The 23,594-nt window shown below is 42.0% G+C and carries 17 protein-coding genes; 11 read left to right on the forward strand and 6 right to left on the reverse strand.

The genetic code is table 11. The features are described 5' to 3' along the window. Window positions 1-1,604, reverse strand: a 1,604-nt coding sequence (locus AC5JMF_RS04580; protein WP_495794543.1) for a tetratricopeptide repeat protein, incomplete at its 3' end; no start/stop codon positions are given. 369 nt (window positions 1,605-1,973) lie between these two features. Between AC5JMF_RS04580 and AC5JMF_RS04585 the strand changes: the two genes are divergently transcribed. After that, on the forward strand, window positions 1,974-2,453 hold the full coding sequence (locus AC5JMF_RS04585; protein WP_495794544.1) for a molybdenum cofactor biosynthesis protein MoaE: 480 nt from the start codon (window positions 1,974-1,976) through the stop codon (window positions 2,451-2,453). 596 nt (window positions 2,454-3,049) lie between these two features. Continuing rightward, window positions 3,050-3,370 carry a hypothetical protein gene (locus AC5JMF_RS04590; RefSeq protein ID WP_495794545.1) on the forward strand — a complete coding sequence of 107 codons (321 nt, stop codon included), beginning with the start codon at window positions 3,050-3,052 and terminating at the stop codon, window positions 3,368-3,370. 6 nt (window positions 3,371-3,376) lie between these two features. Here AC5JMF_RS04590 and AC5JMF_RS04595 read toward each other — a convergent pair whose 3' ends face one another. From AC5JMF_RS04595 to AC5JMF_RS04605, 3 genes are all read right to left on the reverse strand, one after another. Further along, window positions 3,377-3,700 (reverse strand): DUF2103 domain-containing protein, encoded by a 324-nt coding sequence (locus tag AC5JMF_RS04595; RefSeq protein WP_495794546.1) that lies wholly within the window; start codon window positions 3,698-3,700, stop codon window positions 3,377-3,379. 8 nt (window positions 3,701-3,708) lie between these two features. Then, complete coding sequence (clpS, locus tag AC5JMF_RS04600; RefSeq protein ID WP_495794547.1) at window positions 3,709-4,035, reverse strand: ATP-dependent Clp protease adapter ClpS; 327 nt, start codon at window positions 4,033-4,035, stop codon at window positions 3,709-3,711. A 383-nt stretch (window positions 4,036-4,418) separates the two neighbouring features. Further along, on the reverse strand, window positions 4,419-6,449 hold the full coding sequence (locus AC5JMF_RS04605) for an FAD-dependent oxidoreductase (RefSeq protein ID WP_495794548.1): 2,031 nt from the start codon (window positions 6,447-6,449) through the stop codon (window positions 4,419-4,421). 192 nt (window positions 6,450-6,641) lie between these two features. Here AC5JMF_RS04605 and AC5JMF_RS04610 point away from each other — a divergent pair, with 192 nt between their 5' ends. The 7 genes from AC5JMF_RS04610 to AC5JMF_RS04640 all read left to right on the forward strand — a co-directional run bounded on the left by AC5JMF_RS04610 (window position 6,642) and on the right by AC5JMF_RS04640 (window position 19,893). Next, window positions 6,642-7,214 (forward strand): alpha-ketoglutarate-dependent dioxygenase AlkB family protein, encoded by a 573-nt coding sequence (locus AC5JMF_RS04610; protein ID WP_495794549.1) that lies wholly within the window; start codon window positions 6,642-6,644, stop codon window positions 7,212-7,214. Between the two features lie 81 nt (window positions 7,215-7,295). After that, entirely contained in the window at window positions 7,296-9,554 is a 2,259-nt protein-coding gene (locus AC5JMF_RS04615; RefSeq protein WP_495794550.1) for a tetratricopeptide repeat protein, read from the forward strand. Between the two features lie 46 nt (window positions 9,555-9,600). Further along, window positions 9,601-10,305 (forward strand): Uma2 family endonuclease, encoded by a 705-nt coding sequence (locus AC5JMF_RS04620; RefSeq protein WP_495794551.1) that lies wholly within the window; start codon window positions 9,601-9,603, stop codon window positions 10,303-10,305. Window positions 10,306-10,616: 311 nt separating this feature from the next. Then, window positions 10,617-16,832: a non-ribosomal peptide synthetase gene (locus AC5JMF_RS04625; RefSeq protein WP_495794552.1), complete on the forward strand. Its 6,216-nt coding sequence runs from the start codon at window positions 10,617-10,619 to the stop codon at window positions 16,830-16,832. Between the two features lie 235 nt (window positions 16,833-17,067). Next, window positions 17,068-18,636 carry an alkaline phosphatase D family protein gene (locus AC5JMF_RS04630; protein WP_495794553.1) on the forward strand — a complete coding sequence of 523 codons (1,569 nt, stop codon included), beginning with the start codon at window positions 17,068-17,070 and terminating at the stop codon, window positions 18,634-18,636. Window positions 18,637-18,851: 215 nt separating this feature from the next. After that, a complete protein-coding gene (locus tag AC5JMF_RS04635; protein WP_495794554.1) occupies window positions 18,852-19,094 on the forward strand; it encodes a hypothetical protein in 243 nt (80 codons plus the stop codon). Window positions 19,095-19,353: 259 nt separating this feature from the next. Next, window positions 19,354-19,893: a PEP-CTERM sorting domain-containing protein gene (locus AC5JMF_RS04640; RefSeq protein ID WP_495794555.1), complete on the forward strand. Its 540-nt coding sequence runs from the start codon at window positions 19,354-19,356 to the stop codon at window positions 19,891-19,893. A 386-nt stretch (window positions 19,894-20,279) separates the two neighbouring features. On the opposite strand, the gene AC5JMF_RS04645 is transcribed toward AC5JMF_RS04640, so the two are convergent. Continuing rightward, window positions 20,280-20,672, reverse strand: a complete 393-nt coding sequence (locus tag AC5JMF_RS04645) for a hypothetical protein (protein ID WP_495794556.1) — start codon at window positions 20,670-20,672, stop codon at window positions 20,280-20,282. A 131-nt stretch (window positions 20,673-20,803) separates the two neighbouring features. Beyond that, window positions 20,804-21,565 (reverse strand): thioesterase II family protein, encoded by a 762-nt coding sequence (locus AC5JMF_RS04650; protein ID WP_495794557.1) that lies wholly within the window; start codon window positions 21,563-21,565, stop codon window positions 20,804-20,806. Window positions 21,566-21,668: 103 nt separating this feature from the next. Between AC5JMF_RS04650 and AC5JMF_RS04655 the strand changes: the two genes are divergently transcribed. Both AC5JMF_RS04655 and AC5JMF_RS04660 read left to right on the forward strand, forming a co-directional pair. Continuing rightward, entirely contained in the window at window positions 21,669-22,523 is an 855-nt protein-coding gene (locus AC5JMF_RS04655; protein WP_495794558.1) for a lysophospholipid acyltransferase family protein, read from the forward strand. A gap of 110 nt (window positions 22,524-22,633) precedes the next feature. After that, the gene (locus AC5JMF_RS04660) at window positions 22,634-23,017 is read left to right on the forward strand and encodes a peptidase inhibitor family I36 protein (protein WP_495794559.1); all 384 of its coding nucleotides are present in this window, start codon (window positions 22,634-22,636) and stop codon (window positions 23,015-23,017) included. The last annotated feature ends 577 nt before the right edge of the window (window positions 23,018-23,594 follow it).

The following is a 23,594-nucleotide window of genomic DNA, read 5'->3' on the forward strand; positions in this document are numbered from 1 at the left end:
TTGAAGGAGATGGCTTGGTCATAGGATGCGATCGCTTCTTCTAATCTTCCCAAATTAAAGAGCGCATTACCCCGGTTGTTCCAAGCTTGGTCTTTGTCGGGTTTGAAGGAGATGGCTTGGTCATAGGATGCGATCGCTTCTTCTAATCTTCCCAAATTAAAGAGCGCATAGCCTTTGGCAAACCAGATAGAAGCAGAATCGGGTGTGAAAGTTAGGGCTTTGTTTAAGCAACTTAACGCCTCTTGATAGCGTTTTGAGTTGATGAGATTCCATGCAAAATCTAGCAGAGAAGCTTGAATTTCTTGATGTTTTTCTGCTATCTGCAAAATTAAGCGGGTGAAGCGCAAGATATTTTCTCCTGCTTCCACTTGCTTACCTTTAGCCTCAATTTGTCCGTCACGGGGTTCTAGGATGCGTTCAGCATCACTCAAGAAGTTAAAAGCAGTGCTGATTTGCCAGCGATACCACAGCCGTTGCCTAAAATTGCCACCTGCCAACATCTGGGCTGTTGCTTCCACGCTAAAGCGATAAAGCGGGATGTCAAATTGTCGCAGTAAGTCTACTGCATTATAAATATAGGGGCTAGTGCGATATCTTTTCACTGCTTCTTGATAACGCTTTTCCCAAGTCTGACCAAGGCTTTCTTTGTAAGTGCTGACATTTAAAGGTAAGTCATCATTTCGCAGACGTTGCAGATTTTCTACGACATTTCTAAAGGTGGCATCATTACGCCTAGCCAGTTCGGGATACTGTTCAACCTTGGCAACAATTTTGGTCTGGGGAATAGTTGCCGCTAGAACTCCAATGATGGCATCATTTTCGGGTGGTGGTAATTCAAAAGTTTTAAACCGTTGCCATAGCTTGGAGTATTTCTCCCATTGCAGTTTTGCCCACGGGCTTGGTTCTCCTGGAAAGTTTGGTTGTTCTTCGTTTCGTGCCGTAGCAATGACGCGGATTTCTATTTTGCCGCATAAGTACTCATATCTTTCTAAAGTATCTAGTAATCGTTCTTGCAAGGGGACTTTAAACCGTTCAACCGGGCTTTTCTCAGCTTCTGGCGATATTTCCTCGCGGCTACGGTGCATTTTCTGATTGAGGTCGTCTAAGAAAAATAGCAACTTGCGGTCTGTGTCTATTTCTGCTGGCATTCGTGCTGGAATATCTAGCCATTCGTTGGGTTTGAGATAAAGTATTGTCCAGCCTGTTTGGTTGAGGTGGTTTACTAGTTCTGTGGCTTCTCGCGTTTTCCCAAGTCCTGTGCGTCCTAGAATTAATACCCAACGATGTTCTTCTAGCAGTTGTTCTAGTTCCGGGCGAATCTGGCGATTTTCTACACGCTGTTGATAAGCTATGTTACGGTCTGCTAGAGGGTCTTTGTCATCGCCGCCAAGAATTTGCTTGGGTACATCTTGAGTTTGGGGTTGAATTACGTCAAAGGCAAAATTTGACGGGGGAATACGCCGCTGGCGATGTCGCCATTTTAGCCACCAGACAAAGCTACCAGCGGCTAGTACAACAGTCGGCAACCCACCGGAAAGTAGGTTATTAATAAAGTCTTTGTGATCTGCGTAGAATTTCAGAATTAGCTGAAAAATGTCAAACACGCGGTTTATGCTGGGTTTACACTACCTAATTGCCCTTTAAAATCAGTGTATTTCTTTATAGGGCTTGCTGCCATGTTGGTTGTTGGTAATTCGTAATTCGTAATTCGTAATTAATTTCACCAGATGTCTATTTGTCATTGGTTATTCTCCGCGTCATCCTTACGGGTGAAGCTCGATGACTCGCTCTAAGCGAAGCTATGCCGCAGGCTTTACGCTCTTGAGATCGCCAGTTGTCTGCGGAGGAGAACCCTCCTTTACTCACTGGACTCACCGCGTCTCCCCCTCTTTGCATCTACCCTCTCATCCCCCATTTCAGGGAAAATATACATGGTGCCCATAAAAATTAGTGCTAAATAACATCATCCAATTATGACTACTACACTCACCCCGCCAATTAAACCCAGATCTGAAGATAGCTTTGCTATCAGCTTTGCACCATTGTCTATGGAAGAAATCTACACTAAAGCCGATGACCCAGGTAATGGGGCGGTGGTTGTGATGAGTGGCATGGTTCGCAATCAAACTGATGGTAAACCTGTGGTGACGTTAGAGTATCAAGCTTACGAACCAATGGCGTTGCGGGTATTTTATCAAATTGCTGCTGATATTCGTTCCTCTTGGTCTGATGTCAATCGGGTAGTGATTCATCATCGCGTTGGGCGTTTACAAGTTGGAGAAATCAGTGTTTTAGTCGCTGTGGGTTGTCCACATCGTAGTGAAGCTTTTGAAGCTTGCCGTTATGCTATCGATACTCTCAAACACAATGCGCCTATTTGGAAAAAGGAACATTATCGCGATGGCTTTAGCAGTTGGGTAAGTATTGGTGCTTGTGAAGCTCAAGATTGCTAATAGTTTTTTAAAAGGATGTTTGAAAAGTTTTGGGCGAATATAATTCGCTACTACACAAGCGAAGTCCACCTCCTTTGGAAAATACGGAAAATCGAGTTATTGAAACCCACGGAGGTGGGTTTTGTCTGTATAGTCGCGATTTCTAATCGCCGAGGTTAGCGCCGAGGTTAGTATTAATTCTTAGATCTTGCACCTGCCCAATCTCCCGCCAGAGAATAAATTCTCTGTCTAATAGGTCAAGTCCACTTAAGTGGACTAAAATCTATGCTTTTTGTGAGATTTAGTCCTCTTGAGAGGACTTTTGCTATTAGCCATAGGTTTCTAACCTATGGCGGTTTTTGGAACTGCTGCAAGATATTAGCCATAGGTTTCTAACCTATGGCGGTTTTTGGGACTGCTGCAAGATATCAGAATTTAGACTTTTCAAACAACCTCTAAGAGTTCCTTTGTTCAATGACTAAGTAACAAGTTTATCTTTTGTTGCATTTGTTTACAAAATATGCAGTATAATATTGCAGTTTGTGAATATTTGGTATATCTGCAAGGAATATTCCTTTAGACTGAATTCCAATTGAAAAAGATTGGGATTAACACAAATGCATTCGATAAATTTTTTTTGTCACGAATTTGTAGTTGCTGTTTCTTTCGTAGCTTGTATTGTTGGGCTGGTAATACTTTGGGATGGTAAGCAGCAAGAGGATGAATTTGAAGAAACAGAGAAAATTCTGTTGAGAATGAGCTTTTCTTACTGGTTAGTTTATTGTGTTGCTTTTGCAATTGAGAAAGTAGTTTTACCTGAATGGGAAAATATACTAGTAACTTTGAAAATAACTACAGCTTTGTCATATTTTTTAACTTTTTCTTGTATCCTCAGTCTGCCACTACACAAATTTGCAGTACATCGTGTTGAGGATTGAGATAATTTAAGCTTTCATAACGATCGCGATCGCCGTTTCGAGTTGCTCTTGTGTCAAATTAGTTAAAATGAAAACTTCTTGCACTGTCTTACCCTGGCGTGCAATCACTTTATAACCACCTCGAATGGGCACAGATACGCGCAGTTGCATGTGTGGACAATGACCTTTAACTCGTCCAATAACTCCAGGCGTTACGGTTTGAATGCCATCTTGCTGGCATAGACGTTCTAAAATGGGGATGAGACCGCAAATATGAGTTGAGTGATTCCAAACTAACCTACCGGATTTTTGAGCAGCTGTTTGAGATTTGTTAACTTTGGGTTTGCCCATTATTATGATTAAGCTGCTTCTAAAGGTGCCATGGTTAAACCGGCTCGACGCAGCTGCTGATGGTATAATTCGGCAGTTTCTTGAGGCCCAACCCAAACGATCGCTTGACCTTCAAAGTGTACCTGATTTGTTAAGTCCCAGGCGCGATCGCTACTCATCCCCGGAATATAAGTCATCAAACACTCAGCGACGTGTTGAAATGTATTGAAATCATCGTTCAACACAATCACTTTGTAATTGGGATAAGGCTTTTGGACAACTTGATTAGACCGTTCAGGAGCTACAGTTGGTGCTGTGGCCATCCCGTAAACGTCTGCTGAAAGTGTCGTAACCATAAAACTATAGTTAACAGGGTTTTACAAAACTACACTACAAGTTACTAGTTTAGTATATTGTCTGGGGACTGGGGATTGGGGATTGGGGATTGGGGACTGGGGACTGGGGATTGGGGACTGGGGAAGACGCGGGGACGCGGGGACGCGGAGAATAATTAATTACAGATGACGTTAGGATTCGTGTAAAAATAAGTTGAACAATTTAATATTTGTAGTGCGGGCATCTTGCCCGCGCGAGCAAGATGCTCGCACTACTTATTTTTACTTGATGCCTTAGCGTAGCGGTGGCGAGTCTGCGATAGCGTTAGCGAAGCGTTAGCGAGGTACGAGCGTCAGCGTTAGCGACGCAGGAGCGTCGCGTCATGACAATTCCCAATTCCCGTTTACCGCCAACTATCCCAGTTTTGGTTAAAAATAGATGTATCGGGGAAGGCGGTAGGATTACCATTTTGCTTTAATAGCCGTTTGAGGGCTTCGAGTTGTGGTTCTGCTTTGGGTAATTCATCGACTAGTTGGTAGGGTGCGATCGCATTTTTTAAGGAAAAAGCAGCAACAGTTCCGGCAGCTGCGCCAGCTGACCACTCGAAGGAGTGTACCCGATAAGCGGCGGCGGCTATGTGACTGGTGGCAATGCTTTTACCTCCTACTAATAAATTGTCAATTTTTTGGGGAATCATTGCCCTCAAGGCAATTTGGAAGGGATAAGCTTGTCCAGCACCGCGCCTTTCACCTGGACGTTCTTTGTTACCGGGGGTTTCTGGGGGACTTTTTACCATGCAAGGATGAAAGTCTATGGCATAGTGACCAATACCCACAGCATCGGGGAAAATTGTAGAACGAGTGCGTCGTAGTGCTTGATCTGGAGAAACTTTACCTTCAATTACCGACACTGCTTCTAAACCTGCAAGTGCTGCTCTTAATCTGCGATACATATCTGCTGGCAAAGTCTTGCGGTAATATTCGTCATTGTAGTCACGGCGAGAAATATCAATTTCCCAAATACTAAAGCCCCCTGCTTGTCCCCAACTTGGACGTCCGATGATGCGGCGTCCTTCCCGCATGTAGGGATATTTTGACAAGCCATGTACTGTCCCCATTGGGGAATCTAACCCAAATAAAAAGCGGTTATTTGACTGTGGTTGCTTGACACCTGTCCCCAGTTGAGAGTCTGTAGTTCCAGCTACCAGCCAGTAGTAATAGGAGAGGGCGTTTTCTTCGGCATTGCGGAGGGTTGCTGTTCGCAGTCCTCCCATCCAACCCCCCGGCTTTAACTGTCCAGTGGCTTGTAGCTGTTGGCGAGTGTAAACCAAGTTATCGGCAGCTGTGCCAGGGCGGTAGTCGTTACCCCAAGTCCAGTTTTGCATGGAGATGTCCCCTGGCGTTGCAGCAGTAAACTTAACGCCGCCAAATTCTGCTTGTTTTCCCTGCATGGGATGCCAAATCCGACGGTAGGTAAAAACTAAATCAAAGTTTGCTAGTCGCTTTAATTCATAACTAAAATATGGTGCGTATTGTAAATAGAATGCAGGCATGGTTTGTGGTTGCGGTTCTTTGGTTGCCTGCATGGCAAAGGTATAGGTAAACCCTTGTGTGCAATAAGGGTCATTTGTAGTACTGGAAGAAGAAGGTTCCAAGTAGGAACGGGCATCAATACCTAGCCGATAGGGGACATCAGCGAGGGCGATAATTTCTCCGGTTTCGCTAGCATCTACGACATACCATTTCGCAACATTACCTGGAACTGGCTTGGGAACGAAACGGATAATGGTTTTAGTAAATCGAGACGAGTCTTCATAACGATAAGCGTCTTCGATGCTTTGAGATAAACTAAAAGTATTGAGGGGTGGTGAACCTTTGACTGGTTGATGTTGAATAGCAGTAGCACTATTAATTATTTTGCCATCACTACTAATTTCTAAGTCTTTGATGACTGTGTTGGGGAACCATTGCAGTTTACCTTTACCCCGTTTTTCAGCATCTTTAAGTAGCTGGGTCAAAATGTTGTGAGCATCGCGGGGTAGAAAGCAAGAATCACTTACCCAGCATCCACCAGGGTTTAGCTTACCATATTTGCGCTCAATGCGGTTTCGCAATTCTAGGTAGCCACGAGAATAGAATTGGCGATCGCGTTGAGTTGGTCGTTCGTCTAACGCAGATGTCCCTTGAGCAGAAATTTGCCCTCCTAGCCAGTCGGTAATCTCCGTCAGGCATACCGTTCTACCTGCTAGCAACCCCTCATAAGCAGTTGCAGCACCCGATAATCCACCACCCACAACTAGAATTTCGCAATTGACGCTTTTATCTGGGGTTTTTGGTGGTGCGGCAACTGCAAAATAAGGTGCAATCAAGGCAGATGTTAAGTTAAGACTAATGATTGATATTTGGAGACTAGCTAATTTGGGTTTACGCTTCATAAACTTGGAATTTTTTCTACTCCTGTGCCCACTTGTAGACGGTAGCATTTCATAAATGCTCATCACAAGTAGTTTATGCCAGAAAATAGTGCCAAATTCTTGAATAATTAAGTAATCTCAGGTTTTTAGTTTTTAATTGTAGAGTAGGTAATTTAGATAAATATTAATAAGGTGTTAGCAGAAATCTTATCCATGCCAAATGCGGAAGTTACTTTTTATCGCCATTTCTTCGGACAGCAAGAGAGTGACGAGTTTTTTCGAGTTCTGTACGAGGAAATTAAATGGCGACAAGATAAAATTAACATCTATGGTAAAGAGATAGATTTGCCGAGAAAGACTGCTTGGTATGGAGATAAAAATCACTCATATGCATTCTCAGGTATCCATCTTGAACCTGAACCTTGGACGCCAACTTTGCTACAGATAAAAGACCGGATAGAGGAAATTGCTAAGTTAAAATTTAACAGCGTTCTACTTAATCTTTACCGCGATGGCCATGATGGAGTCTCCTGGCATAGCGATGCTGAGAAAGAACTAGGTAAAAATCCTGTGATTGGTTCTGTCAGCTTTGGTGATACCAGGAAGTTTATGTTCAAGCACAAGCGCAAAAAAGATTTAAAAGCAGAAGTAGAATTAATACATGGTAGTTTTCTACTCATGGCTGGGACAACGCAGCATTTTTGGCAACACCAGATTCCTAAAACATCACAGAAGGTAGAACCCAGAATCAATTTGACCTTTAGAGTAATTTTGCCTATGCGTTAAGTATATCTATTTTCCGTATCTGTTATAGATTGGAAATAGGTATGCCGCTCCAAAAACTGAGCAATAAATCGGGATGGTTGTATGAAAACAAAGAATTCAATAGTCTTTGCTTTAGTATTGAAAAGCGCGATCGCTTTTTCACCATTGCTGCTGTATAGTGGTATTGCTGCTGGACAAGCTACACCATCCGCTAGCCAGATCATATCGAATCAAGAACGGCAAGAATTGGAGCGACTGCGAACCGAAAAGCGCATTCGAGAGCAAGAACAATCCAACTTTGATCGCGCCTTTGGTAATACAACTATCTTAGTCAATGTTTGGTTGGTTGTATTAAGTCTGTTTCCAGTTGCAATTATTGCTTTATTTTGGCTCTTGCGACGCGTAGCCATCCGTGAAATTGTTGATAGAGCCATGATCCAATTACAAGGACTGGAAAAATTACAAAATCAACTAACCACAACCAAACAAGACTCTGAAAATATCATTCAAGAAGTTAAAACTATCAACTATAAGTTACAACAAGAAGTTGATATTCTCCAACAGCAGCTAAAAAGCGAACAAGCAAATTTATCTTTAGCTACATCGGAAATAGAACAAGCCAAAACACAACTGTTAGCTAAATTAGAAACTGAAATTCATAAATCTCAAAAAAATATAGAAAGTCTAGAGTTACAATTCGCTTCTGAGTTATCTAAATTAGCATCAGTAGCTCAACAAGAAAAAGATATAACGTTAGAGAATCTCGGAAACTTAGCGTCTGCTTTAGCAGAAGAATTATCTAACTCAAAGTTAGAGTTGCAGCAAGAGCAAGAACTAGCTATTGGTGATTTAGCAAAATCAAGGTCTGATTTTAGATCTCAATTATCAGCCTTGCAAATCGATGCTCAGCAACAAAAAGATAGCATTCTGGAAAGTTTAGTAAAATTACAATCAGAATTTGCTCATCAACTTTCTCAATTACAAATTGATGCTCAACAGCAAAAAGATTTGACGCTGGAAAATATAGATGGAGAATTTAAATATCAACTATCCGAATTCCAAGCGAATACTCAGCAAGAAAAGGATAGAATTATTGAAACTTTGTTAACCTTGCAAGCAGAATTCACTGCTAAATTATCAGAATTTCAAATTGACGCTCAACAGCAAAAAGATTTGACGCTAGGGAATTTAGGTAAACTGGACGATGAAGTAAAATATCAGCTATCTAGCTTTCAAATAATCGCTCAAGAGCAAAAAGACAAAATTATTGAAAGTTTAGTAAAATTACAATCAGAATTTGCGACTCAAATCTCAGAATTGCAAGCAGATGCTCAAAGACATAAAGAGCAAATTATTGAGAATCTAGAAAAATCTGGCTCGGAATTCACCTCTCAATTTTCAGAATTGCAATTGAATGCTCAACAACAAAAGTTATTCATTTTAGAAAAGTTAGAAAAATTAGAAACAGAATTTGTCTCTCAGCTTTCTGAACTGCAACTTGATGCTCAACAAAGAAAAGAACAAATTCTGCAAGAATTAACAGAGATTGCCTCAAATCAGGCTGAAGCTGACGCCAAGAATTTAAACCCAGCAAAATTAAAACAACAAACTACTAATAATTCTCAAATTGAAGAGAAAAGACAGCAACATCCACAACCACAGGATGTGAGTGTGGATAATTATGTAAAAGAGGGAGATATGCTATTTTCCCAAAAGCAATATGAAGACGCGATCGCACTTTACAATCAAGTAGTCCAAATCCAACCAGATAACGCTGTAGTTTGGTTTAAACGCGGGATGACTTTAGGAAGATTAAAACGCTACAAAGATGCGATCGCCTCCTATGATAAAGCTATTGCCATCAATCCTGAACATCATCAAGCATGGTGTGATCGTGGTGTTGCTTTCGGAAATTTAGCGCGACATCAAGAAGCTTTCGCCTCTTTTAATCAAGCCACACGAGTCAAGCCAGATGATATAGTTGCCTGGTCAAATCGTGGTCTAGCTCTAGTAGAATTGGAACAGTATGAAGATGCGATCGCTTCATTTGATCAAGTACTCAAATTTCAACCCAATTCCTTTAAAGCTTGGGATAAACGAGGTTATACCTTAGTCAGATTAGGACGCGATGATGAAGCGATCATTAGCTTTAACAAAGCCTTAGAAATTAAGCCAAATTATGGCAGCGCCTATTATAATAAAGCGGCTTGTTATGCATTACAAAGACAAGTAGAGTTGTCTTTAGAAACTCTCAAGCAAGCAATTCAAATAAATCCTAGATATCAGCAAGAAGCAGAGACAGATATAGATTTTGATGAGATTGCTGGGGATAAGCGATTTCAGCAGTTGATTAAAGGTTAATATCCCCAAATGCAATTTATGTAGAGACGCGCTTTCACTAAGTATTATGTATAACTACAATCCCTTAGACTGCCTACCTTCATCAGCGGAATTACCCGATTCTGATGATACCCCTGTGGATAACGAACTACAAATATTGATTCCTAATTTATTGTTAGCCATCTTAGCCTCGATTTGGCAAACCCGTGATGACTGGTTTTTCGGTATCAACATGGGAATTTACTATACACCATTACAACCTGCTATAGTCCCCGATGGGTTTTTGAGTTTAGGTGTTGAACGTTTTGTTGGAGAAAACGGACGTTCTAGTTACGTTTTCTGGGAAGAAGAAGGGATTACGCCCATTTTAGCTTTAGAAGTGGTTTCTCAAACCTACAATGGCGAATATGAACAAAAGAAAATAGATTATGCTCAATTAGGCATTCTATATTATATCATTTATGCACCAACGCGGCTACGTCGTAAGCGTCAACGTTTAGAAGTTTATCGCTTAGTTGAAGGTAAGTATATTTTACAACTCGGCGATAAAATTTGGATGCCAGAAATTGGTTTAGGGATTGGACGAGAACAGGGTACTTATCAAGGAAGAACACGAGAATGGCTGTTTTGGTATGACCAAGATGGTAACAGATACCAAACTCCAGAAGAAGTAAACGCACAACAGCAACAACAGCTAGAACAAACTCAGCAGCAGCTTCAAGAACTTTTAGCCAGATTACAACAACAAGGAATTGACCCAAATTTACTATAAACTACCCCTGACTCAGCTAATAAAACTGGTTATACCTCTGCGTTTAAGTGTTTTCACTTGCATATCTATTCAGGCGATCGCCCACAAGTAAAACTTTATTCAGTATATTTATGTTTATATAAACATAGATTATGCTATGTATTTCAAATTCAAATCATAGATATGTTATTTACAACCTTCACATTACCCAGGAAATAGACTATTTGGAACCTCAATTCAGCAGATCACAAGTAAAGTATTTTCACTGAACTTTTAGTATTAAAAAGATCGTTAGAATTTTAGAGTTTTGATAACTTTTTAAATCTCGGTATATGCTGATACATGATAGCTATTATGATGTTGAGACAACAGAAAACCCAGATATCAATGACGAACTTAGTAAAGTCGCATTAATCCACAAGCTGATAGAGTTACAAGTAGAGAAAACACCAAATGCAATAGCAGTAGAATTTGCACAAGAACAACTAACCTATCAACAGCTAAACCAACGCGCCAACCAACTAGCACATCATTTAATCAACCTGGGAGTCAAAGCCGATACCATAGTCGGGATTTGCCTAGAACGCTCGCTAGATTTAATCATCGCCATAGTCGGGATTCTCAAAGCCACAGGAGCATATCTACCCATCGACCCCAGCTATCCAGCATCAAGACGCCGCTTGATGCTAGAAAATGCCCAAGCCGAGATCTTACTCACCCATAGCCATCTAGAGGAAAACTCCACAACTGGTCTGACACAATGCATATATCTAGACCAGCAAAACCTCACCACACCAAAAACCAACCCCGACATTCCCCAAACAGGCGACAATCTCGCATACATCATCTACACCTCGGGTTCGACAGGTCAACCCAAAGGCGTCGCCATGGCTCATCGTCCCCTGTGCAACCTACTTTCTTGGCAACTGCAAACATCGACCTTCCCAACAGCCAAAACCCTACAATTCACCCCCATCAGTTTCGATGTCTCCTTCCAAGAAATCTTTGCCACCCTGATTGGGGGTGGTGTATTAGTCCTAATCACTCAACAGCTGCGAACTGACCCCAGTCGCCTGCTAGAATTCCTCAAAGATGCCCAAATCCAAAGATTATTTCTGCCATTTGTGGCACTGCGACAATTAGCAGAGGTTGCACAGATAGACGGTATCATTCCTCAGCACTTGCGTGAAGTGATTACTGCTGGTGAACAATTACGAATCACACCCGCAATTGCGAGATTCTTTGAACAACTGCCCAATACGAAACTGCACAATCACTACGGGCCTTCGGAAACTCATGTCGTCACAGCCTACACCTTAACTTCTGATGTCGAGAATTGGCCAGTCTTACCCCCAATTGGTAAACCAATTGCCAACAGTCAAATTTATCTGTTGGATGCCCAACTGCAAGCTGTGCCTGTGGGTGTGGTGGGACAGTTGTATGTTGGTGGGGTGAGTTTGGCTAGAGGATATTTGCATCGTGCTGATTTGACAACTGAGCGTTTTATTATTAGTCCTTGGGACTCAAAGCAGCGTTTATATCAAACAGGAGATTTAGCTCGTTATCTACCTGATGGTAATCTTGAGTACCTGGGTAGAGCAGACCAACAGGTGAAAATTCGTGGCTATCGCATCGAGCCGGGTGAGATTGAGGCGGTTTTGGAAAGACATGCCTGTGTGCGACAAGCAGTAGTCATCGTTAGGGAGGAAGTACCGGGAGATTTGCGTTTGGTTGCTTATGTGTTGGGTGATAGCGCCCTCACTACTGAGCAGTTACGCTTATTTTTACACACGCAACTGCCGGAGTTTATGGTGCCTTCGGCGTTGGTGCTGTTGGGGCAATTTCCTCTGACTCCTAGTGGTAAGGTTGACCGTCTGGCTTTACCTGCGCCTGATTATAGAAATCAACGAGAAAATTTGACTGCACCTCGAACTTCTACTGAGGCAGCGTTGGCAAAAATTTGGGTTGATGTTCTTGGCTTAGACCAAGTTGGTATTGATGATCGTTTCCTAGAAATCGGGGGACATTCGCTGTTAGCAACTCAAGTAGTTTCTCGGATACGAGACATGTTTCAAGTAGAACTACCTTTGCGTCGTCTATTTGAATTATCAACCATCAACGAACTTGCCCGGTATCTAGAAATAGCACAGCAAGAACCGCAAGAGTTGCAAATTTCTCCTATTGAATTGCGATCGCCCCAAACTAATTTATCTTTTTCTTATGTACAGGAACAATTATGGTTTCTCGATCAGTTAGTTCCCAATCATCCCTTTTATAACGTTCCAGAAGCGTTTCGTTTAAATGGTTCTGTTGACATCACTACCCTAGAGCAAAGTTTTCAAGAAATTATCAACCGCCATGAAGTGCTACGTACCAGTTTCACAACCATACATGGCAACCCTATCCCAGTAATTGCTCCTTGTTTGAGATTCCAGATGACAGTTGTAGATTTACATGAGTTACCTGAAACTGAAGTTTGGCAGGTAATTGTCAAGGAAGCTCAACTGCCTTTTGACTTGTCTCAAAGTCCATTACTACGAGTCACACTCTACAAACTCAGCGAACAAGAGCATATCCTGTTTCTGAACTTACATCACATTATTTGTGATGAGTGGTCTATCGGCGTGTTGCTAGAGGAACTGGCTCAACTCTACAAAGCCTATTCTTTGGGTGAAAACTCTCCTTTGGCAGAGTTAAATATTCAGTATGCAGACTACGCGATTTGGCAACGGCAGTGGTTACAGGGAGAAGTTAATAACCAACAACTTTCCTACTGGCAACAGCAACTATCTAATCTACCGCCAGAACTACAACTACCCACAGATTATCCTAGGCCGGCAGTTCCCAGTTATCGAGGCGATCGCCAGTATCTCACTTTACCCAAATCTTTGAGCGAAAAACTTCAAGATTTGGGCCGCAATGAAGGCGTAACTCTGTTTATTACGCTGTTGTCAGCATTTCAAACACTACTTTATCGGTACACAAAACAGGAAGATATTTTAGTTGGTTCCCCCATTGCCAACCGTCGTCACTCAAAAGTGGAGCATCTAATTGGCTTTTTTGTCAATACATTAGTTTTACGCACCGATTTATCTAATTCCCCCAGTTTTCGAGAGTTACTGGCGAGAGTCAAAGAGGTGACATTAGAAGCCTATGCTCATCAAGACTTGCCATTTGAGCAGATTGTACAAGCGGTGCAGCCAGACAGAGATCTCAACCACAACCCTCTGTTTCAGGTGCTGTTTAACCTACAGAATGCTCCTTTGCCTGCTTGGGATGTGCCAAATCTGAACTTAACTCGCTTGAGCGTTAATAATCAAACAGCCAAATTTGACCTGTTCCTGGAACTAGCCCAGACACCAACTGGTATTACAGGTTATTTTGAGTATAGTACCGACTTGTTTAAGGCGGATGCGATCGCTCGCATGATTGGGCATTTTCAAACTTTGTTAGAAAGCATTGTAACTAATCCAGATGAGAAAATAGCCTCGTTATCGTTGTTAACGCAAACTGAACAGCAGCAGCTTGTCACCTGGAACAATACTCAAACCAATCATCCAGAAATTCAGTGTGTCCACAAGCTGATAGAGTTACAAGTAGAGAAAACACCAAATGCAATAGCAGTAGAATTTGCACAAGAACAACTAACCTATCAACAGCTAAACCAACGCGCCAACCAACTAGCACATCATTTAATCAACCTGGGAGTCAAAGCCGATACCATAGTCGGGATTTGCCTAGAACGCTCGCTAGATTTAATCATCGCCATAGTCGGGATTCTCAAAGCCACAGGAGCATATCTACCCATCGACCCCAGCTATCCAGCATCAAGACGCCGCTTGATGCTAGAAAATGCCCAAGCCGAGATCTTACTCACCCATAGCCATCTAGAGGAAAACTCCACAACTGGTCTGACACAATGCATATATCTAGACCAGCAAAACCTCACCACACCAAAAACCAACCCCGACATTCCCCAAACAGGCGACAATCTCGCATACATCATCTACACCTCGGGTTCGACAGGTCAACCCAAAGGCGTCGCCATGGCTCATCGTCCCCTGTGCAACCTACTTTCTTGGCAACTGCAAACATCGACCTTCCCAACAGCCAAAACCCTACAATTCACCCCCATCAGTTTCGATGTCTCCTTCCAAGAAATCTTTGCCACCCTGATTGGGGGTGGTGTATTAGTCCTAATCACTCAACAGCTGCGAACTGACCCCAGTCGCCTGCTAGAATTCCTCAAAGATGCCCAAATCCAAAGATTATTTCTGCCATTTGTGGCACTGCGACAATTAGCAGAGGTTGCACAGATAGACGGTATCATTCCTCAGCACTTGCGTGAAGTGATTACTGCTGGTGAACAATTACGAATCACACCCGCAATTGCGAGATTCTTTGAACAACTGCCCAATACGAAACTGCACAATCACTACGGGCCTTCGGAAACTCATGTCGTCACAGCCTACACCTTAACTTCTGATGTCGAGAATTGGCCAGTCTTACCCCCAATTGGTAAACCAATTGCCAACAGTCAAATTTATCTGTTGGATGCCCAACTGCAAGCTGTGCCTGTGGGTGTGGTGGGACAGTTGTATGTTGGTGGGGTGAGTTTGGCTAGAGGATATTTGCATCGTGCTGATTTGACAACTGAGCGTTTTATTATTAGTCCTTGGGACTCAAAGCAGCGTTTATATCAAACAGGAGATTTAGCTCGTTATCTACCTGATGGTAATCTTGAGTACCTGGGTAGAGCAGACCAACAGGTGAAAATTCGTGGCTATCGCATCGAGCCGGGTGAGATTGAGGCGGTTTTGGAAAGACATGCCTGTGTGCGACAAGCAGTAGTCATCGTTAGGGAGGAAGTACCGGGAGATTTGCGTTTGGTTGCTTATGTGTTGGGTGATAGCGCCCTCACTACTGAGCAGTTACGCTTATTTTTACACACGCAACTGCCGGAGTTTATGGTGCCTTCGGCGTTGGTGCTGTTGGGGCAATTTCCTCTGACTCCTAGTGGTAAGGTTGACCGTTTGGCTTTACCTGCGCCTGAATGCTCACGTCCTGAACTTGCAGTAGCATTAATACCTGCTCGGACACAAGAAGAGATAGTGTTAGCCGATCTGTGGTTGCAAGTCCTGAAGATTGCCCAAGTAGGTATTCACGACAACTTCTTTCATTTGGGAGGATACTCGCTGCAAGGGGTTGAACTAGTCAGTAAAATTCGAGAAACTTTTCAGGTAGATTTAACTCTGCGTAGTTTCTTTGAACATCCCACAATCGCTGGACTTGCAGAAATTATTGTCGCTCAACAATCAGGAAACTCGACTCGATTTAATTCTGTCCTTGATCTACATGCTGAAGCTGTTTTAGATCCAACAATTGACCCTAAAACTGCATTCATGCCAACACTTGATCAACCAGCAAATATTCTTTTAACTGGGGCAACTGGTTTCTTAGGTGCTTTCTTGCTTCACGAATTACTACAACAAACTCAAGCAAACATCTATTGCTTAGTTAGGGCTGCAAATTCTCAAGAAGCTAGTCAAAGGCTTAAAAGTAATTTAGAACAGTATTCACTTTGGGATCAAACTCAAGGTCATCGAATTATTGCGGTGGTGGGAGATTTAGCCCAACCTCTTTTGGGTATCTCGTCTGAAAATTTTCAAGTTTTGACAGCCACGATTGATGTCATCTACCACAATGGCGGACTAGTTAACTTTGTTTACCCATATTCAGTTCTCAAAGCTCCCAATGTTTTGGGTACGCAAGAAGTTTTAAGATTGGCTTGTCAAACAAAGGTCAAACCAGTGCATTTTGTTTCGACTGTTGGTGTATTCTCACCAACTGCCTATCCTGAAACACGAGTCATTGCAGAACAGCCAGCCGATCGCCCCCAAGGACTCTACGGTTACACCCAAAGTAAGTGGGTTGCAGAAAAGCTAGTAGCGATCGCTCACGAACGGGGTTTGCCAACATCGATTTACCGTCCCACCTGGATCGAAGGGCACAGTCAAACAGGAGTTTGTAATCGTTCCGATTTTTTACGTAGCCTCATTGCAGGTTGCATTCAAATGGGTTTAGCTCCCGATTGGAATATGCCAGTAGATATTATTCCAGTTGATTACATCAGCAAGGCGATCGTTCATTTATCAAAACAAAAAAACTCATTGAAGCGAGTATTTCACCTTTCCAATCCTCAATTGATGTCATGGCAAGAACTAATTAACTGGATACGTATCTTTGGTTATTCAATTCAACAAATCCCCTTTAAAAACTGGATCAAAGAAGTATTAAATCTAGTTCCTAATGCTCCAGAAAATGCATTACATTCCTTTGTCAATTTCTTATCTGAACCCGTTTCGGAAACACAAATGTCAGTTCCTGAACTTTACTTCACCGCACATTCTTTACGATTTGACTGTCAAAATACTCTCGATGGGTTAACAAATACTGCGATTAATTGTCCGCCTGTCAATGACGAGTTATTAAGTACTTATTTCTCCTATTTGATTGACAATGGATTTTTAAAGAGTCAAAACAAATGAAAGGGAACACTTCTCTTTCTCCTGTCGGAGACGCTGCGCGTAGCTTGCTTTCCCATAGGGGTACGTTCAGTGCATCGCAGGGAATAGGAAAATGGTATAAACCTTTACTTTTTTCGTAAAAAACAAGATTCCCAGCCGATGCTTGGCCAAATGTGAAACTTAACATGACCTTAATCATTATTTGATTGTAGGTTGCTAAGTTCGTCACGTTTGGTTTAGCAGCCTGGGAGTAGATATGGAACTTATAGATAGCGACTTGCTATCAAATCGCTGTAAACGGCGGAATTTTTTGCTGGGTGCAGGATTCTTCACAGGGTTAGCTGTGACTAGTCAATGGCATCCAGTATCAGCAAAATCGAGGTTTTCCAATTATCCTTTTAGTCTTGGTGTTGCCTCTGGCGATCCTTTGCCGGATGGTGTTGTGCTGTGGACGCGACTAGCTCCCGATCCCCTTTACGGGGGTGGAATGCCACTCAGAAATTTTGTAGTGCAGTGGCGGGTTGCTGTAGACGAAAAAATGAAGAAAGTAGTGCGACGTGGGAAAACGCTTGCATCTCCAGATCTAGCACACTCAGTACATGTTGATGTACGTGGACTAGAACCTGACCGTTGGTATTGGTATCAGTTTCAAGTAGGCAATGAAGTTAGCGCCATTGGACGAACTCGTACAGCTGGATCACTCTTTAACTCCATCAAAAAACTCAATTTTGCCTTTGTCTCCTGTCAAGACTGGCAAAACGGCTACTATACAGCCTATCAGCACTTGGTTGATGAGGAACTAGATTTAGTTGTTCATCTCGGTGACTACATTTATGAGTATGGGCCAGAATCTGGTGGGCCACGTCAACACAATAGTCCAGAAATCGTCACTCTCAACGACTACCGTAACCGCCACGCCCTATACAAGACCGATAAAAATCTGCAAGCTGCTCATGCTGCTTTCCCCTGGATAGTCACTTGGGATGATCACGAAGTTGAAAATAACTATGCTAACCTCATACCCGAAGAGAACCAAAGCCAGCAGGCATTTGTGACTAGGCGAGCCAATGCTTACCAAGCATACTATGAACATATGCCACTACGTCGTTCTTCACTGCCTAGTGGGCCAAATATGCAGTTATATCGGCGGTTCACTTATGGTAATTTAGCTGAGTTCAACGTACTGGATACTCGCCAGTACCGTACTGACCAACCTTGCGATGATGGATTGAAACCTCGTTGTTCTCAAGCCTTTGATGTGAATGCTACTATGACAGGCCAAGAGCAACAGCAATGGTTATTTGATGGTTTAGACAAATCGCGATCGCGCTGGAATGTGATTGCTCAACAAACGATGTTGGCTCAATATGATTTTAATCCTAGTCCAGACGCTGGATTATTCAACTTAGATCAGTGGGATGGCTACGTAGCTGCGCGTAATCGGCTACTCAGTTTTCTCAACCAGCGCCAGCCCTCTAACCCAGTAGTGATCACTGGAGACATCCATTCCAGTTGGGTACACGATTTGAAAGTTGATTTCACTAAACCAGCCTCAGCAATAGTTGGTACTGAGTTCGTAGGTACTTCAGTTACCTCTGATTTTCCCACCAACTTTATCGCTCCGGTTCAAGCTGCTTTAGGTAGCAATCCCCATACCAAGTTTTTTGATGGTGCTTTCCGGGGATACGTCCGCTGCAACCTGACCCCAGAACGCTGGCAAAGTGATTATCGCGTTGTGTCAAGCATCGTTGACCTCAACGCATCTGTTAGCACCTTAGCTTCGTTTGTAGTCGAAAACGGTCAACCAGGGGCACAGAGGGCGTAACCGTATTTTAAAATGAAAAAATTAAGCCCTTCAGATTTATTCTGAGGGGTTTTAAAAGTTCTAAAATTTGAGAAGCTTAGCTCTAATAAGTTTGCTCTATTGAGAGTATCTGCACCTAATTTTGTTATATACATGGGATGTTTTTTTAAACTATTTCTAGAGAAAAATTATAGTATGGTACACTCAAAATTATCTTAGTTAAAGGAAAAATTAAGATGGCTAAAATTACAGTTTCCAATCTCTTATTAGATCCCGAAAAAAATGCGTTAATTAATGAAGTTGAACTGACAAATGACGAACTAAAAAATATTCGAGGTGGCAACACCATTATAGAAATAAACTTGCCAGATGGCTCGACTGTGTATAAAGTCTACAGTAACACTGGTGAGCTATTAGGTAAGCTTTATGACACTGATCGTGATGGTTCTATTGATGGAATAGTTGTACCTGGCAAATAAATTAAATAGTTGTTTCCGCTAGTATATCCATCAAAATAAGTTTCAATTGGTATGTGCGTTGGTACGAATAATTCCTCAGTGTGTTAAGGGTTTCTCAAACTGACGCACGCCATACATTGGATATTTTTATATGGAAGTCTCTTCAAATCATCTATTTTTTTAAAAACAATAATTTTGTTTTTACCTGTAATTAAACTCTGCTTAAACCCATATATTCAAAATAAATAGGTTCAAAATAGTTGACTAAAAAATAATTCAGATGAAATTAGTTCCACAATTAGTGCTTGCTGCTGCTAGTTTGACTCTGGGTTTGACTGCCATAAATGCAAAATCTGCATCTGCTGCTATCATTGATTATGCTTTCACTGTTGATAGTTCTATAAATCGGGGAAGCGGCTTTTTTAGCTTTGATGACTCAACTTTCAGTGATGACAGTATCCCAGAAGCAAGGGTGCGATCGCTATCGTTTCAATTTAACGGTGAATCTATAGTTTACACCGAACAAGATGATGTCAATTACCCAGACTTTCCCATCGTATTTTCAACTGCATTCTTAACAGGAAAAGAATCTGTAGGATTAGAATATTTGTTCGATGATCAAGCAAATCCTTCCAGCTTAATTAGTTATGAAATTGTTGGAGAAGATTTCACAATTTTTTCTAGAACTTCTCCAAATACTGAAATTTTCTCTGGAAAAGTTTCTTATCAGAAAGTACCTGAACCTACAACATTAGCTGGTACTCTCTTTGCTATTGGTATTGGCTGGCTTGTCAAGAAAAAGAGGTTAAATAATTCATAATTCGTAATGACGCGACGCTCCTGTGTCGCTCTAAGCGAAGCTATGCCGCAGGCTTTACGCTGACGCTCGTACCGACGCTCGATGACTCGCTAACGCTACGCTATCGCTACCGCTGACGCTCGAGGACTCGCTAACGCTAACGCTAACGTAATTCGTAATTACTAATGTTTGCCTGCTATATAAACCCTAGACAAGTCTAGACATTTACAAGACTTACTTCAATGGGAGCATGGGAGCGGTTATCTCTCAGTAAGCTTTCACGATGAAGCCAAGATAAACGTCCCTGCGTCGCTCAAAACGCGAAATCTCAAAAACCTACCCGTAAGAACTGCCCCCTTTTCCTTACGGTTTAAATAAGCAGTCTTTAGCCCGAACACAATATTACTTCAGGTAGCTTTACGCTCTTTCAATACTTGATCTAGCAAGTCTCTAGCAGGTTGCGCTTTTGTTAGAGCTGTTTGATGATCACTATAGGCACGAACTAAGCGAGAAAGGCTACTCACACCTATTTTGAGTTGTTCAAGTTCTTCACCAGCAATTATTTCTCCATCAAGCATCCGCCCGATTAAAGGTTTGATATCGCCCACTTCCTGACGGATTTTTTGGAGTTTTTCTACACTACTCAGTAAGGTTTTTAGTGAGTTTAAGATGTCATCAATATCTTGTGTGTCCTTTTGTTGCCCAAGAGATTCTTCATTTGTTGCTTTATCTTCAATATCGGAAGCTAGAGATAATTCCTGCGCTGGGGTTTCCGTCTTAACTCCGTTTGTCTTTGCCATCAATGATTTCCTCCAATTATCTTATTTAGTTTATCGCTTATGATTCAAATTTGCGATCTACTGCTTGTTATAATCTTCATTAATTGTGATAATAAATGGCTGGTGGAAGGTAATTTTTTCAGCAGTTTTGTTTATTGCGATCGCATCTGCAATTCTTGGGCTAGAGCTTTTAATAAAGCTTCCCTTGCAGATTGTATAAAGAAATGGTCGCCTTCGAGCATCTGTAATGAGAAAGCAGCGGTTGTTTGTTCTCGCCACGCTTGGAGGTTCTCGTAACTGACTTTTGTGTCTTGTAAACCACCAAAAGCAGTAATAGGACATGCTAATGGTGGCTCGTGAGTGTAAACATACGTCTCTAGGACGGCAAAATCTGCCCGGAGGATGGGTAAGAAAATCGCCATCAGTTCCTGACTTTCTAGCACTGCTTTCGGAGTGCCGTTGAAACGGTACAGTTGTGCAATAAACTCAGCTTCTGGTAGGTTGTGGATTGGTGATTTTGTCACTGGGATTTGTGGTGCTTTGCGAGCAGATATAAACAGATGAAATGGATTGAGATCATACTGAGAACGCAGTAGACGAGTTAACTCAAAGCTAACCAGTCCGCCCATACTGTGACCAAAAAACGCGAATGGTTTATCTAGATATGGTACAAGAACTGGTGCGATCGCATTTACAAGATCTGTTAATCGTGTGAAGGGAGCCGATTTCATCTGACTTCCTCGTCCTGGTAGTTCCACACAACAAACCTCAACAGTTTGCGGAAGACTGTCAGCCCAAGAGCGAAAAGCCGCAGCCCCACCACCTGCATAAGGAAAGCAGAACAAACGTAAATTTGCTTGAGGATTAGGTTTTAGACAGATAATCCAAGAGTTGAAGCTGGGTGTAGTCGTCATGATAGAAATTAAGTATGCAATTTCACAGCGTAACAGCTTATTCATCCAGCAACTCAGACAAAAGGAATTGTTTGAAGTTGATTAATCCTGTTAAAATGCCTTGATGTCAAAAAAGCAACATCCCCCAAACAAAAAACTCGGTTGGTCTTTGGATGAGCGAGATCCGGAGTTCATTAAATCTTTGATGCCTCTAATCGGCTTTTTCTATCGCTACTATTTTCGAGTGCAGACTAGCGGTTGGTATAATATCCCACCTCAACAAAAAGTTCTATTTGTCGGTTCTCATAACGGAGGACTGGCAGCTCCTGATATGTTAATGATGATGTATGACTGGTTCCGGCGATTTGGAGTGCAACAACCTGTCTACGGTTTGATGCATCCCAAGGTTTGGCAAGTTAGCCCCCCATTAGCCCAACTAGTTGCTAAATCTGGGGCAATCATCGCCCATCCTAAAATGGCTTACGCTGCTTTGCGCTCTGGAGCTAGTGTACTGGTATATCCAGGTGGAGCAGAAGATGTCTTTCGTCCCTATTCTCTACGTAACAAAATTTGTTTTGCTGGGCGGCAAGGATTCATTAAGTTAGCATTGCGAGAAAATGTGCCAATCGTACCATTAATTTCTTGTGGTGCCCATGATACGTTGATTGTGCTAGCTGATTGCTACAAAATTTTGCAGCAATTACATGAGTGGGGAATGCCTTGGTTGTTGGGGATTGATCCTGAAGTTTTTCCGATTTATTTGGGTTGGCCTTGGGGATTATCATTTGGGCCACTGCCTAATATACCTTTCCCTGTGTCTATTTATACGCGAGTTTGCCCTCCCATTGTCTTTGAACGCTATGGCCGCAAAGCAGCAAGCGATCGCGACTATGTAAATGAATGCTATGAATTAGTTGTAAGTCAAATGCAGAAAGAGCTAGACCTTTTAGTTAAGATTAGGGAAGTTCCCTTCTCGTAATAGACCTCTGTATCAAATAGTCCCTGTGGAAAGTAGGGAGTTTAAAAAACACCTTGTCTAGTTAGCTAATAACCTGTAAATTGATAGCTGAATCTATAAATCAAAAACCAATGAAACCTTTATTAGCATTAGCGTTGACTGCCGGAACTATTCTTTCCCAACTAACAATTCCAAATGTAGCTAAAGCTCAAACAGTACCCGACTGCCCACCAGATAGTGTTTGTGTATGGAGAGAACGCGACTTTAATGGCGAACGTCTTGTAGTTACTCCAGTAAGTACAACACTATCTGGAGTATTGACACGATGTAATTTTATATCTGGCTTATCTCAAAATGTGACTTTCAGTGTGGAACTTGCACGCTCAATAAGAAATAACACTGTATGCATCATAAAATTATACATACAAAAAAGTCCTGGAGGAAATCAGAATGTTTCACAAATTAATCCTAACACGCAAAATAGTGATAGTGGGGAATTTCGCTCTATACGTTGACCCATGAAACCCTCACTAATCTACGATATTCACACACCCAACATATCTATAAAGGTTCTCCGGCGCGGGTTACTTATTGAGCTAGAATCCATATATATCAAGCGTTCTAGCCACAGGCTGTACCTGATGACACGAACCTTCTGTTTACGCCCTTACTAGGTTGTTTGAAAAGTCTAAATTAATACTAATCCCGGCGATTAGAAATCGCGACTATACAGACAAAACCCACCTCCGTGGGTTTCAAGAACTCGATTTTCTGTTAGTCCACGGAGGTGGACTTCGCTTGTGTAGTAGCGAATTATATTCGCCCAAAACTTTTCAAACATCCTCTTAAAAGAGTGGGATTAAAACAAGAGCATTTTATCAGTTTAAACTCAGATCAGACCCAGAACTAAAGTTTTAATTGATACTCATAACATAAGTGCCTTTCTTGGTAAATTTTATAATCTTGGCGATCCTCACATCTTGCACCTGACAGTGAAAATAATGAGTCTGCCGCAATAAAGTTATAAAAATTACATATCTATTTGTCTCTGCATTTAGTCCATTTCTAATGGACTTTTGCTATAAGACAGGG

The organism is Desmonostoc vinosum (assembly GCF_059505385.1).